The 15,395-nt window shown below is 66.8% G+C and carries 14 protein-coding genes and 1 tRNA gene; 5 read left to right on the top strand and 10 right to left on the bottom strand.

Going from position 1 to position 15,395, the window contains the following annotated elements; translation table 11 throughout:
- The first annotated feature begins 55 nt into the window (after positions 1 to 55).
- Positions 56 to 1,858 carry a Stk1 family PASTA domain-containing Ser/Thr kinase gene (gene pknB, locus ACWGSK_RS26490; RefSeq protein ID WP_452457086.1) on the top strand — a complete coding sequence of 601 codons (1,803 nt, stop codon included), beginning with the start codon at positions 56 to 58 and terminating at the stop codon, positions 1,856 to 1,858.
- A 171-nt stretch (positions 1,859 to 2,029) separates the two neighbouring features.
- Positions 2,030 to 2,284 carry a cell division protein CrgA gene (locus ACWGSK_RS26485; RefSeq protein ID WP_067603863.1) on the top strand — a complete coding sequence of 85 codons (255 nt, stop codon included), beginning with the start codon at positions 2,030 to 2,032 and terminating at the stop codon, positions 2,282 to 2,284.
- A 173-nt stretch (positions 2,285 to 2,457) separates the two neighbouring features.
- On the opposite strand, the gene ACWGSK_RS26480 is transcribed toward ACWGSK_RS26485, so the two are convergent.
- Positions 2,458 to 3,357 (bottom strand): rhomboid family intramembrane serine protease, encoded by a 900-nt coding sequence (locus tag ACWGSK_RS26480; RefSeq protein WP_358515592.1) that lies wholly within the window; start codon positions 3,355 to 3,357, stop codon positions 2,458 to 2,460.
- Positions 3,358 to 3,392: 35 nt separating this feature from the next.
- Complete coding sequence (locus ACWGSK_RS26475) at positions 3,393 to 3,917, bottom strand: peptidylprolyl isomerase (RefSeq protein ID WP_358515595.1); 525 nt, start codon at positions 3,915 to 3,917, stop codon at positions 3,393 to 3,395.
- 243 nt (positions 3,918 to 4,160) lie between these two features.
- Between ACWGSK_RS26475 and ACWGSK_RS26470 the strand changes: the two genes are divergently transcribed.
- The gene (locus tag ACWGSK_RS26470) at positions 4,161 to 4,751 is read left to right on the top strand and encodes a hypothetical protein (RefSeq protein ID WP_452457085.1); all 591 of its coding nucleotides are present in this window, start codon (positions 4,161 to 4,163) and stop codon (positions 4,749 to 4,751) included.
- Positions 4,752 to 4,800: 49 nt separating this feature from the next.
- On the opposite strand, the gene ACWGSK_RS26465 is transcribed toward ACWGSK_RS26470, so the two are convergent.
- The 8 genes from ACWGSK_RS26465 to ACWGSK_RS26430 form a co-directional block, all read right to left on the bottom strand.
- On the bottom strand, positions 4,801 to 5,451 hold the full coding sequence (locus ACWGSK_RS26465) for a DUF4870 domain-containing protein (RefSeq protein ID WP_358515600.1): 651 nt from the start codon (positions 5,449 to 5,451) through the stop codon (positions 4,801 to 4,803).
- A 290-nt stretch (positions 5,452 to 5,741) separates the two neighbouring features.
- Positions 5,742 to 6,071 carry a WhiB family transcriptional regulator gene (locus ACWGSK_RS26460; protein WP_358515603.1) on the bottom strand — a complete coding sequence of 110 codons (330 nt, stop codon included), beginning with the start codon at positions 6,069 to 6,071 and terminating at the stop codon, positions 5,742 to 5,744.
- 646 nt (positions 6,072 to 6,717) lie between these two features.
- Positions 6,718 to 8,139 carry an NAD(P)(+) transhydrogenase (Re/Si-specific) subunit beta gene (locus ACWGSK_RS26455; protein ID WP_452457084.1) on the bottom strand — a complete coding sequence of 474 codons (1,422 nt, stop codon included), beginning with the start codon at positions 8,137 to 8,139 and terminating at the stop codon, positions 6,718 to 6,720.
- Positions 8,136 to 8,432, bottom strand: a complete 297-nt coding sequence (locus ACWGSK_RS26450) for an NAD(P) transhydrogenase subunit alpha (protein ID WP_358515608.1) — start codon at positions 8,430 to 8,432, stop codon at positions 8,136 to 8,138. Before ACWGSK_RS26450 ends, ACWGSK_RS26455 begins: the two co-directional genes overlap by 4 nt.
- Positions 8,429 to 9,580, bottom strand: coding sequence for an NAD(P) transhydrogenase subunit alpha (locus tag ACWGSK_RS26445; RefSeq protein ID WP_452457083.1), 1,152 nt, complete (start codon positions 9,578 to 9,580; stop codon positions 8,429 to 8,431). The genes ACWGSK_RS26450 and ACWGSK_RS26445 overlap by 4 nt, the downstream gene beginning before the upstream one ends.
- A 212-nt stretch (positions 9,581 to 9,792) precedes the next feature.
- Positions 9,793 to 9,865 (bottom strand) — tRNA-Ala (locus ACWGSK_RS26440).
- Positions 9,866 to 10,104: 239 nt separating this feature from the next.
- Positions 10,105 to 10,227, bottom strand: a complete 123-nt coding sequence (locus ACWGSK_RS26435) for a DLW-39 family protein (RefSeq protein ID WP_014912962.1) — start codon at positions 10,225 to 10,227, stop codon at positions 10,105 to 10,107.
- Between the two features lie 180 nt (positions 10,228 to 10,407).
- Positions 10,408 to 11,241, bottom strand: coding sequence for a helix-turn-helix domain-containing protein (locus ACWGSK_RS26430; protein WP_358515614.1), 834 nt, complete (start codon positions 11,239 to 11,241; stop codon positions 10,408 to 10,410).
- 324 nt (positions 11,242 to 11,565) lie between these two features.
- Here ACWGSK_RS26430 and ACWGSK_RS26425 point away from each other — a divergent pair, with 324 nt between their 5' ends.
- Together ACWGSK_RS26425 and ACWGSK_RS26420 are read left to right on the top strand one after the other, a co-directional pair.
- Positions 11,566 to 11,874 (top strand): hypothetical protein, encoded by a 309-nt coding sequence (locus ACWGSK_RS26425; RefSeq protein WP_358515617.1) that lies wholly within the window; start codon positions 11,566 to 11,568, stop codon positions 11,872 to 11,874.
- Positions 11,875 to 13,427: 1,553 nt separating this feature from the next.
- Positions 13,428 to 14,795 (top strand): DUF222 domain-containing protein, encoded by a 1,368-nt coding sequence (locus ACWGSK_RS26420; RefSeq protein ID WP_452457082.1) that lies wholly within the window; start codon positions 13,428 to 13,430, stop codon positions 14,793 to 14,795.
- The last annotated feature ends 600 nt before the right edge of the window (positions 14,796 to 15,395 follow it).

Below are 15,395 nucleotides of genomic sequence, written 5' to 3'. Positions count from 1 at the left end.
GGGTAGGCGGCGGCCCGCGGGCGGCCACCGGAAGACACGAGGATTAGTGCACGACATGTCCCAGCCCCGGCTCCTCGGCGGACGCTACGAGCTCGACACGGTTGTCGGGCGCGGTGGCATGGCCGAGGTATACCGCGCTCGCGACCTGAGGCTCGACCGGCTCGTCGCGATCAAGACCCTCCGACACGACATGGCCCGGGACCACGTGTTCCAGGCGCGGTTCCGCCGCGAGGCCCAGTCCGCGGCGTCCCTGAACCACCCCGCGATCATCGCCGTCTATGACACCGGCGAGGACATGATCGATGGCGTGTCCATCCCGTACATCGTCATGGAGTACGTGGATGGTCGGACGCTCAAGGAACTGCTCGACGACGAGCGCAAACTGCTGCCGGAGCGTTCGGCGGAGCTGGTCGACGGCATCCTCAAGGCCCTTGAGTACAGCCATGACAACGGCATCGTGCACCGTGACATCAAGCCGGCGAACGTCATGTTGACCCGCAACGCCGACGTCAAGGTGATGGACTTCGGCATCGCTCGGTCCATGGGCGACGACCAGGCGACGATGACGCAGACGTCGCAGGTCATCGGCACCGCTCAGTACCTGTCGCCGGAACAGGCTCGTGGCGAGCGCGTCGACCCGCGCAGTGACATCTACTCCACCGGTTGTGTGCTGTACGAGCTGCTCACCAGCCGACCGCCGTTCACCGGCGACTCCCCTGTCTCCATCGCCTACCAGCACGTCCGTGAAGACCCGATCCCGCCGTCCGAGGTGGACTCGCAGATCCCGGAGTGGCTGGAGGACGTCACCCTCCGCGCCATGACCAAGGACCGCGAGGAGCGGTACCAGAACGCCGCGGAGATGCGCGCCGACATCCAGCGCGGTATGGCCGGGATGCCCACGCAGGCCGGCACCATGGCCATGGCCGCCGCCGGCGCGACCACGGCGCTTCCCCCAGCGAACGACAACCGGTACGACGACTACGACGACGACTACGACGACTACCGGGACGAGAAGAAGGGCGGGAACAAGACAGCCCTTTGGGTCCTGCTCGTCCTGGGTGTCATCGCCTCGATCGCCTTGGTCGTCTTCCTGATGACCCGGGACGGGACCGAGGAGGTCCAGCAGGGCACCGTCCCCGACGTGGCCGGTCAATCCCAGGAAGAGGCCGAGTCGGCGCTGATGGCGGAAGGCTTCGAGACCTTCACCGTGGATACGCAGGCCGACGACGAGGTCGAGGAGGGCTCGGTCATCGAGACCGACCCGACGGCCGGTACCGAGGCCCCACTCGATGAGTCCGTCATCATCATGGTCTCCTCCGGCCCCGGTGCCATGGAGATCCCGAGCGTCGAAGGGCAGACGGAGGCCGACGCGCAGTCGGCCCTGAGCGAGGCGGGCTTCGAGAACGTCACCACCGAGTCGCAGGCCCACGAGACGGTGGCTCAGGGCAACGCGATCGGCACGGATCCGTCCGCCGGCAACGAAGTCGCCCCCGACACCGAGATCACCCTGCGCATCTCCTCCGGGCCCGACCAGGTCGGGGTGCCGGACCTACAGAACATGTCCCGTGACCAGGCCCAGAACGCCTTGGACCAGGCGAATCTGGTGGCACAGTTCGAGGAGCAGGAGAACCCGGACCACCCGGCGGACACCGTCATGAGCCAGTCCCCCGCGGCGGGTCAGAACGTGAACGCCGGTACCACGGTGACCGTGACGCTCGCGATCGCTCCGGCGGACGACGAGCCGTCCGAGCCCGAGGAGCCGAGCGAGCCCGAGCAGCCCACGGATCCGGAGGAGCCCACGGACGGCCCGTGGTTCCCGGGCCCGCCGGATGACGATTTCGCGATCCCGCGCCGCTGATAGAGGACGCGGGAACAGACACGAGAAGGGCCGTACCCGAAGGGGTGCGGCCCTTCTCGTGGTCATGAGACCGTTGGGGTTTCGGGACCTCCCCGACGGTGACGCCCACACCGGCCGGGGCGTAGACTGTGGGCCTATTCCGAACCGCCCCACAGTCCTGGAGCAGCGACCGTGCCCAAGTCCCGCAACGATCGCAAGAAGAAGGCCGTTTACACGCCGCCTCCTTCCAAGGAGCAGCCCAAGGTCAGTCCCCGTTGGCTCGTGCCGACGATGCTGGGCTTCTTCATCGTGGGCATCCTCTGGATCGGCGTGTACTACATCGCGGGTTCCCAGATCCCGTACATGCAGGACTGGCACAACTGGAACCTGCTGATCGGGTTCAGCGGCATCATCGTCGCGGTCATCCTGTCGACCCGCTGGCACTGACCCCCGCCGCGCACTGACAACGGCCGGGGCGTTCGCCCCGCCTTGAACCGGTTTTCCACAGGGTTATCCACAGATTGTGGGTAGCTCTGTTCGACGTACCCGGAACCGGTTCGACCTGGGCATACGCGACGGCCCCCGGAGAGCGCGCTCTCCGGGGGCCGTCACATGAGTGCTCAGACCAGGAACGTCGTCCACAGGCTCGGAGCCACCAGGGTCAGCACCACCAGCAGGACCACGAAGGCCGCCAGAAGCAGGGCGTGCACCAGGGTGCGCCGCCCCGCCGTGGCGTCACGGCCCGGCAGGTAGGCGAAGACCGCCCCGATCAGCAGACCCCCGACCAGACCACCGATGTGGGCCGTCCAGGAGATGTTGGGGACCAGGAAGGTGATTCCGAGGTTGAGGGCGAGCAGCACCATGATCATCCGCGTGTCCAGCCGCAGCCGTCGACCGATCACGAACACCGCGCCGAAGAGCGCGAAGATCGCCCCGGAAGCACCGACGGAACCCGCGTTGGGTGTGGCGAGCAGGCTGAGCACCGAGCCCGCCAGGGCGCCCAGGATCCACAGGGCGAGGAACCGCCCGTGGCCCAGCCACCGCTCCAACTGCGGGCCCAGGATGAACATCGCGTACCCGTTGAACAGCAGGTGGAAGACACCCGCGTGCAAGAACGCGGCGGTGATGAGTCGATACCACTCGCCGTACTCGACGACGCCGTATCCCCACATGCTGAACAACCCGGTCAACGGCGACATCGTCGCCTGACCGATGGGGTTCGAGGTCCCCAGTTGGAGTGCGAAGCCCACCACCATCATGACCAGGATCGTCCAGGTCACGTACGGCTTGGCGACGACCTTGCCCCCGAAGGTGGTCCGGGTGGACCGCACCTTGCGGTTTCCCTCCGCCACGCACGAGGGGCACTGGAACCCGACGGACGCCTCGACCATGCAGTCGGGGCAGATCGGTTTCCCGCACCGGGTGCAGCTCACCCCGGTCTCCCGGTCGGTGTGCCGGTAACAGGTGCGCGGCGCTCCGGCGTCCGGTGTGGAGCCGGAGGGAGGGGGAGAAGCGGTCATGGGCGTCTGGTCACTCCTTGGTTCTCACCGTGTCTTTAACGGGTGATCTCGACACTGTTGATCACGATGTCCTCGCGGGGACGGTCCTGCGCGTCGGTGTCGACCTTGCTGATGCCGCTGACGATGTCGGCACCCTCGACGACCTCACCGAAGATGGTGTGGCGGCCGTCGAGCCAGTTCGGCTCGGTGACGGTGATGAAGAACTGCGAGCCGTTGGTGCCCGGACCGGCGTTGGCCATGGCCAGCAGGAACGGACGGTCGAAACGGAGGCTCGGGTGGATCTCGTCCTTGAAGGTGTAGCCGGGGCCACCGCGACCGGTGCCCAGCGGGTCGCCACCCTGGATCATGAAGCCGTCGATGACACGGTGGAAGACCGTGCCCTCGTAGAGACTGTTGTTGGACGGCTTGCCCGTGGCGGGGTCCATCCACTGCTTGGAGCCGTCGGCCAGCCCGATGAAGTTGGCGACCGTCTCCGGCGCCTGCTCCTCGAACAGCTTGACGACGATGGTTCCCTTGGAGGTGTTCAGCCGCGCGGTGGGCTGACCCGTGGAGTCCGACACCACAGTGCCTTTCGGTCGAGTGAGATTACGTGCTCACGTTACCGTTCCCTCCACGCCGGTCAGGCAGATCCCGAACGGCCGCGCACAGTGTCGAAACGTAGATCACAGACGCAGAGGACGTATGTTGAGATAACACCCGGATAACGGGGAAGGACGACGAGCAGCACCATCCATGGTCTGACGCGTCGACCATCGGGTGGAAAACCCGTACGAACTGGCGAAACGATCAAAGGAGCTGACGACGTGCCTATCACTGCCAAGCGTCGCAAGGCACGCAAGGAGGCGGAGGTTGCCCTCGCCCGCCTGCAGGACCTGGCCAGGGACCAGGCCGACCGATTCGGCCCCTATGCTGACCAGGCCAGGGACCAGGCGGCCCTGAAGCTCATCCAGGCCCGTGGCTGGACCGCGCCTCGGTTGGAGACCGCCGCGCTGCGTGTCGAGGACACCGTGGCCCCGCGGGTGGCCGGCCTACTGACCACGGCCGCCCATCGGATCGACCCCAAGCCCGCACGTCGTGGGCTGAGGTTGTTCCGCGCAGGCGGCCGTCGGATCCCCCGCGGTGTCGTGATCGGCGGTGCCGCCCTGGTCGGCGGTGTGGTCGTGTACTCACTGATCCGCCTGCGCCAGGCCTCCCAGGACGCCGAGTGGCAGGAGCACCTGGACCAGGCCCGCGAACAGGTCCGTGAGACCCGCGAGAACCTGGGGGAGAAGACCGCCGAGGCTGCGGACGAGGTAGCCGAGAACGCCAAGGCGGCCTCCGCCAAGACGAAGGAGAAGGTGCGCGCCACCACCGGTGAGGGTCGCGCCAAGGACAACGGCCGGCCCGGCAAGTGATCCTGTACCTCGGGCCCGGGGATCTTCTCCCCGGGCCCGAGGTGTGTCATCACTCCTGGTCGTCCTTGATGAAGCGATAGGTCAGCGGGTAACGCCACCCGTTGCCCATGATGTTGGTGGCCGCCGCCATGACCGGCAGGACCAACCCGCCCAGGGCCACCACGAGCAGCAGCACGATCGGGAGAACCAGGACCGACAGCACCGCGCTGGTGAGGATGGCGACGAGCCACCAGAGCTGGAAGTTCAGCGCCTCCAGCGCGTGCCTGCGCATGAAACTCGTACTGTTCGGACTGATCAACAGGACCAGCAACGGCCCCAGAAGAGGGAAGAAGAACGCCGAGCCGTGACTCAGGCCGGCTACGACCTTCTCCGCCGGGTTGTCGGTCCGCAGGTTCCGTAGGTCGTTCGGGCCACGCTTACCACCCCGGAACCGACCCTCCCGGGCCTGCCCTGGAGGCGTGTTCCCCTCGAACCCCTGAACACCCAGGTCCGTGGTGAGCGGAACGAGCTCCGAGGCGACCTTGGCCCGCATGGCCTGGTCGATCCGTTCGTCGAACTCGTCCTCCTCCAGCTGTCCCTTGGCGTAGGCCTCGCGAAGGACCTCCGCCACGGCGTCCCGGTCCTGGTGGGTGAGACGAACCTGTGGCCTTGGCTCGTTCGGGACCCATGGCCGCGGGTCCCGCCGGCTCTGCTCTGACATCCCCACTCCCAAAGACTGTGTGGGGGCTCGACCGTACGAGGATGATCGCGCCCTCCTCCATAATGCTGCATGGAGACGGGTGCGGATATGGGGGTCGTCCCTGATCCTCCCCTGATCCGCCGGTCCTCCGAAAGGAGGTGGCGGCCTTCCGACCATCGGCCCGTCCAGCCGGGTCGGCATGTCGATGAATCGGGTTGTTCCCCTCGCTCCGCGCCCGGCCTCCCTCACAGCCTCGCGCGAGCATCCTCGTCACGGTCGGCGTCGGGGCTCCCCTCCCCAACGCCCTCGGGTCAGTGCCCGGCGGCGACGGCCGGTTCGCCGCGCACCGGCTCCGGCTGGGTCCTCTCCTCCTCATAATGCTTCTCGGCGCTGGTGAGGAGGTCATACCAGCTGGTGACGTCCTTACGGCGACGCAATAGAGCGCGACGCTCACGCTCGGTCATTCCGCCCCAGACGCCGAACTCGATCCGGCTGTCCAGCGCCTCGGCGAGGCACTGGGTTCGAACCGGGCAGCCACGGCAGATCAGCTTGGCGCGGTTCTGCGCGGCACCCTGGACGAACAGTGCGTCGGGGTCGATTTCGCGGCACTTGGCACGAGCCGCCGTCTTCTCATTCCACATGTTGCCCCACTCCCAAGATCAGCATGTGTGGTGATCGAAATCCGCCGACCGGCTGTCGGCGGACGAGGGATTCAGCGGACCGATCCGAGGACTTTGCAAGAGGCCGTACGGGGGGCCGTTCGGCTCGCCTTCGGGGGTCGTTCGTTTCGGCGCGCTGTGTTCCTCGTTGTCGTTGGTGTCGAAACTACGGATCGTCCCAGTTCACCAACAGACCCCAAGAGGCCTATTTCTCATATGGCCCACTAGGACCATTGCCTCCACAGGAAGTGTCATCATACACACACGGAGGGTCACTACATGTGATAGGAGCCCCCGCCGGCGAAAGGAAGGAAAGGTCTCCTTCGGACCATTCTTCCACAACCTTAATGACCTGCGACTTCACGCCATCCCATGAGCGGCTCACCCCACACGGACAGGCCTGACCGAACCGGGCGGGCAGGACACGAACCCACCCGAACGGACTAGAGAACACCTTCCGACGACCACACTGCGCAATCCCACCACCCACCCTTTCCCCACCCGCAAGGAACGCCCCGAACTACTATTCAGTAACCCAGACAAATGGGCCGGCACGACACTCGGGACCCTCTTTCCAACCGGAAGAAGGTCCCGAAAAATGGTTTTCCCGACGAATTCTTCCCGGGGCTCAGGCAGCCGGAAGCCCGGCTCGGAACTCCCGGACCAGGTCCTCCAGGACCTGCTTGGCGTCGCCGAACAGCATCGTGCAGTGATCCCGCTCGAACAGCTCGTTCTTGATGCCCGCGTACCCGGGGGACAGGCTCCGCTTCACCACCATCACCCGCCGGGCGTTCTCCACGTCCAGGATGGGCATCCCGGCGATCGGGGACCCGCTCGCCCGATTGGCCGCCGGGTTGACCACGTCGTTGGCTCCCACGACGATCACCAGGTCGACGTTGGGGAAGTCGCTGTTGATCCGCTCCATCTCCACCAACCGGTCATAGGGGACATTGGCCTCCGCCAGCACCACGTTCATGTGCCCGGGCATACGCCCGGCCACCGGATGGATGGCGAACCGGACCTGGACCCCTTGTTCGGCCAGCGCGTCGGCCAGATCGGCGGCGGGCTGCTGCGCACGGGCCGCGGCCAGGCCGTACCCCGGCACGATGACCACGTTCCGGGCCGCGTCCAGCACCATCGCCGCCTCCTCCGGATCAGAGCCCACGACGTTCTCGTAGGAGTCCCCCTCACCCGAGGCGACTTCTCCCAGGCCTCCGGCGAAGACGCTCAACAGCGTCCGGTTCATCGCCACGCACATGATCTGGGTGAGCATCAGCCCGGCCGCGCCAACGATGATGCCGCCCATGATGAGCATCGTGTTGCCGATCGCGAACCCGCTCGCGGCCACGGCGAGACCGGACACCGAGTTCAGCAGCGAGATCATCACCGGCATGTCCGCCCCGCCCACCGGAGCCACCGCGAAGAACCCGACCGCGAGGCTGAACAGGAGCAGCAGCAGAAACGCCAGGACCGCGTACCGAACGTCGACCAAGGACAGCGACAGCGCCATCGTGACCAAGGTCAGCAGCGACGCCCCGACGATCAGGGGCCCGCGTCCGGGAATTCGGGTCAGCCGGCCCAACCGACCCCACAGCTTGGCCTCGGCGAGGATCGATCCGGACAGCGTGGCCGCGCCGACCACCACGGAGATGGCCAGGGCGAGCGCGGAAACGGCCCCCATGAGGCCGATGGCGCCCTCCCCGGCGTCGGGGGCGAGTACCTCCTCCCAGAACAGCGCCAGCCCCACCAAGGCCGCCGCGGCCCCACTGAATCCGTTGAACCGGGCCACCACCTGCGGCATGGAGGTCGCCGACGCCCGCAGGACCGTGATGACGCCGACCGTGCCACCGGCGACCGACCCGAGAACCATCCAGGTGTAGTCCACCAGGCCCATCTCGACCAGGGTGATGATCACGGCCAGCAGGACACCGACGGCCAGGAAGAGGTTGCCCGTACGCGCGGTGCGCACCCGCGCCAGGCGCTTGATCCCCAGGACGAAGAGCGCCACCGGGACGAGGTAGGCCAGTCGGGTGATCTCCTCGGCGCTCATGAACGCTCCTTCCCACCCGGGGTGAAACTGCCCAGCATGCGGTCGGTGACCATGAAACCGCCCACGACGTTGGCGGTGGCGAAGGCGACGCCCAAGGTGGCGAAGACCGTCGCGACCGGACCGGAAGTGGTCCCGGCCAGGACCAGGGCGCCGATGACGACCACACCGGACATCGCGTTGGCACCCGACATCAACGGTGTGTGCAGCATCGGCGGGACCTTGGTCAACAGCTCGTAGCCGAGGAAGGCCGCGAGGACGAAGACATAGATCGAGAGGATCAACGTGCCGGTCATGATGTGGCCTCCGTTGTGTCCCGAGCGAACGCCAATGCCGCCGCGGTGGGTTCGTGGAGCACTTCGCCGTCCCGGGCGAGTAGGAACCCCGCGAGTTCGGGATCGGCGTCGACGTCCAACTCCCCCTCTTCGGTGACGATCCGGGCCAGCAGGTTGACGACGTTGCGGGCGTAGAGGGCACTGGCCTCACGAGGCATGGCCGCGGCCAACCGGGGTGCGGGGAGGATCTTCGTACCGCCCCGGTCCAGTGGTTCGTCCGAGTCGGTCAGCTCACAGTTCCCGCCGTCCTCGGCCGCCAGGTCGACGACCACGGAACCGACGGGCATCCGGTCGACCATCTCGGTGGTGAGCAGTACGGGGGCGTCACGTCCGGGGATCTGCGCGGTACAGATGACCGCGTCGGCCTGGGCGACGTGCGGAGCGAGCGCCTCGTGTTGGGCTCGCGCCAGGTCCGCGCCGAGCTTCTTCGCGTACACGCCGTCGCTCTGGTCGGTGACCCCCGGGATGTGCACGAAGTCGGCCCCCAACGAGGCGACTTCGTCAGCCGCGGCGGCACGCACGTCGTTGGCCTTGACCGTGGCACCGAGACGTTTGGCCGTGGCGATGGCCTGCAGACCCGCCACACCCACGCCCAGGACGACCACGCGGGCGGGCTTCACCGTGCCCGCGGCCGTCATGGACAGCGGGAAGAGCTTGTCGATGGCGTTGGCGGCGAGGAGGACCGCCTTGTAACCGGCGATCCCCGCCTGGGACGAGAGCGCGTCCATGGCCTGCGCCTTGCTGATTCTCGGCACGAGTTCCATGGCCAGTGCCGTGATCCTGCGTTCGACCAGTGCTCGGGCGAGTTCGGTGTCGTGGACGGGCCGTAGGAATCCGATCAGGGCCGAGCCCTCGGGGAGCGCGGCGATCCGGGCGGGGGAGGGCGGGCCCACCGTCACCAGGGCCTCCGACGTGGCGAGGAGCTTCTCCGTGTCCACGACCGTCGCCCCTGCCTGACGGTAGTCCTCGTCGTCGTGTCCGGCGGCGGTGCCCGCCCCGGCCTCGACCTCGATCTCCAGGCCTCGATCGACCAGTGTCGCGACGGTCTCGGGTGTCGCCCCGACCCGTCCGTCGCCGGGATCCTCCGATCGCGCGAAGGAAAGTCGCATGCCTCATCACCTTCCGTAGGGTGTGGGCCGGCGACAGTGGCCTGGACGCATGGCCGGGCCGTGAGGGGACGCCTGAAGTCGGGGGAAAGGGGGGTGGCTGCCGTCGGCTCGGACTGACTACCTACCCGCGCCGATGGCCCGGATCACGCCCGGAAAGACGAAAGACCCTGCCGGCGCGTCGTACGCACGAGCAGGGTCGTATCGAGGAGGAGTGGAGCCAAGGGGAGTCGAACCCCTGACCTCCGGTATGCAAAACCGGCGCTCTGCCAGCTGAGCTATGGCCCCGTTTCGGTTCCGGGCCTGGCCCGTTCACCATTGCAGAGCATACCCGTATCGGCGGGTGCTCCGAGCGCACATGACAGGGGGCCGGACACAGCACAAAGCCGTGGGTCGCACCACGGGGTTGTCGGCCCACCCACGTCTTCGTGTCACTAGCGGACGCCGGGCGACACACGTGGTGTGCACCGTCGAACCCGTGACGGGAAACCCACCGGCCCCCTGTCGGTGGCCAGGAGGGTCCGCGATCAGCTCTCGCTGGCCGCGGTGGCTTCCGTCCACAGGTCGAGCTCGGCGCGGTCCGCCTGGATCTTGCGGTAGACGGCGAAAGCCCCGAGGGCCACCAGCGCCAGAACGATGATCTTCTTCACTGTCCGGACCCTTTCTCAGTTGGAAAACCGGTCGTACACACGGGCTCTCGCCATTGGGCGAGGGCACCGAGGGCAACTTTATGAGGTTGTCACCTAGCAGACTAGCAAGCTATTGCGGGCGGTCCCTGCCATCGTGGACCGATTCACACCGGGTTTCTCGGTTGATCCACTTCCGAGCCCTCAGGTGAGCAGCGCCATCCGGCGCAGAATCCCCACGGTGGCCCGAGGATCCGCGGCGATGCCGGTGAGCCGGTCCCAGACTCCATGGCAGGAGCGGACGGCCTCCTCCGACTCGACGATCGCCCCGCCCTGGGTCGCTTCGACGTAGGCGAGGTCGGCCTCGTCCTCCTCGAACCCCATGATCGAGAACGGGCCGGCCAACCCGGGGTGGGGCCCGGCCGAGGTGGGGAGGAGCTGCACCGTGACGTGGTCGGAGCCCGTGGCGAGTTCGACCAGGCGGCCCGCCTGTGCCCGCAGCAGGGAGAGGTCCGCGGAGACACGCTGGAGCGCGTCCTCTTCCACCACGGCGTGGTAGCGGCCCAGGGCACCGGATTCGAGGATCTCCTGGCGTTTGAGGTGCGCGGCGACCATGCGTTCGGCACCGTGGTCACCATGGCCGAGGGACCGCGCCACGGTGGCCGTGTAGTCGGGGACCTGGAGCAGGTCGGGGACGAGGATCCCGGCGTAGGTCCGGATGGTGACCGCGCCGGCCTCGTTGCCCACGTAGGCGGAGGAGAGAACGTCCTCATACTCCGTCCACCAGGGGCGAAGTCGGGATTCCCGGACGAGGGTCAAGATGGCCTCTCGCCGGCCGCCGGTGACCCCGTAGAGCTTCAGCAGGGCGGAGATCTCCATGACGGAGGGCCACTTGCGGATCCCGGTCTCTATGTGGCCGAGTTTGGCCGGCGACCACTCCAACTCGTCGGCCACGTCGTTGAGGGTCATCCCGGACCGCACACGGTGACGGCGGAGTTCGGCGGACAGTCGCCGTCGACGAACCGTGGGACTGGTCATAACACTGATCCAATGACGCGGAGTGTCGGAAGTGTCCCTCCAGCGAAACACGGTGTCTAGCATCTAGCAATGAGTTTCTAGAAAACCGGTGCCGATTCGATGCAATAAGGACAACGCGACTCGCTTCTCCTTCGTCGATTCCAGGCGTTTGTTACGATGAGTAAGCGAAGTTCGGTGTTGGGTGGTCACATGGCCCACAGGAGGTCGTTCACTCGTCGTGGCCCTCCTACGACGCTGCGGACCCAACCGGGGCGCGTCAGGAGGCGCGTACGATGCAGGAGGTGCCCGCCGCGGCGGGCGTACCCGCACATGTAGAGGAAACCCATGAGCTACCCGCTTGACGACGCAGAGCAGCTGATCGCGAACGCGGAGGCCGAGATGCCACCGAGTACCCGGTCCCGTCTCATCGCGAAACTCCGTATGGGTAAGCACATCGACGACGCGGCAGCGGAACTCGGGATCGGCCCCAAACAGGTGTTCTCGACCGCCCGCATCCTCACCGCTTTCGGCGACCAGCTGGACGCCACCCTCACCGAACAGCGTGACCCCTCGCTGCCGCACGGCACCGTCACCGGCTACAACAAACGCTGCCGTTGCCCCGAATGTCGAGCCGCCCTCCAGCAGCGCATTTGACCTCTAAAAGGCCGATGTCCGCTTTCGGCCACCCGCCTCCACCTGCGGCAACGGGTTGTTAACCCAGACTTCTCGAAGCAATACGGTTCTCCGAGGCTTATCAGCCGTGGGTTCGGGGGAGATCGCTGACATGAACGAGCACGTGGACTGGTCGGCGATGAGCGAAGACGATTTCGTTGCGCTGCTGCGGCAGCTCATCGAGGCCCCGGAGGTCGACGAAGACTAGGGCCTGTTTCCCCGCCACGGGCCTGACCTGGCCCGGCGAGTACGACCCGTGCCCATCACGGGTCGGTCCCCCACCCCTGCGCCTCCCCTGGCGATATCGGTGGTAGTCGGTAGCGGTCGCCGGCGTTGTCATGTCTCGGCCGTTGTCGTCGGTGTGTCGGTGTGTCGGTGTGGTCATTGGCCTGCCGTGCCGTGTCCGGCTATGGCCAGGGGCTCAAGGACATGTTCATGGACCTCAGCAGCCAAGACAGCAGCCACGACGTCAGTGGCCACAAAGGTGGAGAAGGGTCCCCCACACACGGAACCCGTGCGCGGTTCCGGGGCGGGGCGGCCAGGACGGGACGAACCCGGGTAGGCCCCGCCGAGTACGGTCATGCCCCGGTGTGTGCTCTAGCCCCCTTCAGGAACCCGGCATGCGACACCTGATCACGCCTCTGACCGAGGCCATGCCCGTGATCTGAGGCGCCCACCTATCCCGCCCTCCCGGTCACTGCTGGGTTGTCCACAGGCGGGGAGTTCGGGGTGGTGAACCGTTCCGCCTACGTGATCCCATTGATCTTGGGGGAGCCGCTGGTTTCGCCGGTTTCGTGCTGCCCGGGGGTGGGGTGAGTGTGGTGGGGGTGAGTGTGGTGGGGTGGGGTGCCTCAGGTTTTTGGCTCTTGGGGTTGGTGGGGGTAGCTCGGGTGTGTTGGTGGGGCGCCTGAGGTCTCTGCTCTTGGGGTTGTTGGGCGGGGTGGGGGTGGGTTCTCCCTCCTTCCCCGCCGCGTGATTGTTGCCGCCCGCACCGCACGCGTCAAGGCAATGTCGGGTGCTGTGGCGCTGTGGTGGGTGGCCTTGACCCGTGCGGCGCGGGCGGCGGTTTGGCGGCTATCGGGGGAGGGGGGAGAGTGGTTGGGGTCCCAACGGCCCCGGGCTTCGCCCGGTCCGGCCGTGGCCGGCCGGATCCCTTCCCCTCCGCCTGGTGTCCTCGTGGGCCGCGTCGCCACTACGTGACGGGTGAGGTCACGAAGCACCCGCTACAGGTGGGGTGGGTGGTGGGGCGCGTCCCCGCGGTAGCCGGCTCTGGTCTTTTCAGCGATGATCTTGCTCGTAGCGCCCATTTGGGCGCCCAACATGGCGCTAGGAGCAAGATCGTTTCCATTCAGAGCCCCTTCCCTCGAATTCGCCAGGATTGTCTCCGCGATGGACGGATCCGGCCATAAGGAAAAGGGGGGTTCGGGCAACCCAAAACAGGGACTCTCGCATAGCAGGAATGCCAGCTCCAGAATTCGACTAATAAACTCACAGGGGGGCTGCCATTCTTGAGGGTGTTCGCATATAATCAGAGTATGAGCTTTCCTCCCCACGCACCGCGCCCGACCGGGAACACCCCGGTCGATAAGGCGATGGCGGGTGCGCGGGAGATGGCGGTGGAATTCTCCGGCCGGGATATCCCGTTCGGGTGCGAGGGCGATGTGCTCGCCCAGTTCGGCCGGCTCAACCAGGAAACAGACCGGATCCGCTATGGGATGCTGCCCGCCCTGGCCCGTATGGAGGCCACCGGTGTCCTGTTGGAAGAGGGCGGCCAGCGCAGCATCCAGGCGTGGATCACCCGCCAGTGGGGCACCTCCCCGGCCGAGGCCAAGAGCCTTGCCGCCCTCGCCCGGGCGTTGTACAAGCAGCAGCTGCCCCTGGTGGAAGAAGCCTTCCAGGGCGAAGTCTTGTCGTTGGGTGAGGCATGCGCGATCGCGACCTCCACCGAAAAAGCTGTGGCCGATTGGGCGCAGGTGTGGGAAAAGAGCGATGAGGATTTCCGGTCCGCCCACCCGGACGTGGAGGGGTTTCGGGCCCGGTTAGAATACGGGCTCATCGCCTATAAGCAGGAGTACCCGCAGGCGTCGGTGCGCCAGTTGCGGGACGCGGCGAAATGGTTCGTGGCCCGCCTGGACCCCGATAAGGCCGACCGGGACTATGACGAAACGTTCGAGAACCGGGGCGCCCAATTCTCGCCCACGTTCGAGTCCGGGTTTCTGTTGCGGATGTGGGGTCCTGGGGCCGATAACGAGCTGATCCAGGCCGCCCTGGAGGCTTACACCGAACCGTATGGGCCGGAGAACGCCGCCGTGCCGAAGCATCAGCGCACCTATGACGCGATGATGCGCATCTTCGAGACCGCTCTGACCCACCGGGGTTGCTCCAGCCTGAGCCGCCAACCGTTGGCCACGTTGAACATCACCGTGCCGCTGAAGCGGTTCCTAGGTGATGGGTCGGCTGAGCCGGCCACCACTGAGGATGGGGTGGTCATCCCCGACCAGATGGTGGCCCGCCTGACCCCCCACAGTTGGCTGCGCCGGTTCGTGACCGACGAACAGGGCCGGACCCTGTTGGATGTGGGGCGAAAGCAGCGGTGCGCTCCGGATCCGGTCCGTCAAGCGGCCGGGTTCAAGAAGCCCTACTGCGAGTGGCACGAGGGCTGCGACATGCCGCGTAGTTGGTCGCAGTACGACCACATCGTCCCTTTCTCCCACGGCGGGGCCACCAGCGCCGACAACATGCAGATCTTGTGCTCGACCCATAACCGGCTTAAGCACCGGCTACAGGCCAAGGTGAACCGGCAGATCTGGGAGCACCACCACGCCCAGAACCGCCAAGAAGCGGGAAAGGAAGCCGGGTCGGGGGATGGGGAGGGGGAGCCAGCCCCAGCCACTGTCCTCTAACCACCACCCGTTTCCACCAGGTGGAACCCCACCACCCCGCGACCACCCCCGGTTGGGTGTCAGACCCCAAGGGCCCCATGCCCTGTGGGGATATCGGCATGCCCAGGGGCAGAAACACCGCGAACCCCCCGCCCAGAGCCATATCCCGGGGCCAGAATGACTCCCATCGGGGGTCTCGGCTGGACAGTGCCGACCTCGGCCCTACGGCGGCCACCCGCCCTACCGGTGCCACCCCCAGCGCAGGCACCGGCGCCACTGCCACCCCCGGTACCGGCCCACCGGCACCACCGACCCCGTGTTGTCTCTCCATCATGATGATCTTGTCCGTAGCGCCATGTTGGGCGCCCAACATGGCGTTACGGACAAGATCATCACTGAGAAGACCAGAGCCGGCCACCGCGGGGACGCGCCCCGCCACCCGTCCCACCTGTAGCGGGTCCTTCGTGACCTCACCCGTCACGTAGTGGCGACGCGCTCAACGAGGACACCAGAGGGAGGGGAAGGGATCCGGCCGGCCACGGCCGGACCGGGCGAAGCCCGGGGCCGTTGGGACCTCAACCACTCTCCCCCCTTCCCCGATAGCCGCCAAACCGCCGCCCG

This window comes from Nocardiopsis sp. NPDC055551 (assembly GCF_053619415.1).
Note: the sequence above shows the minus strand (reverse complement) of the source record. Positions and strands in the feature narration are given on the sequence as shown.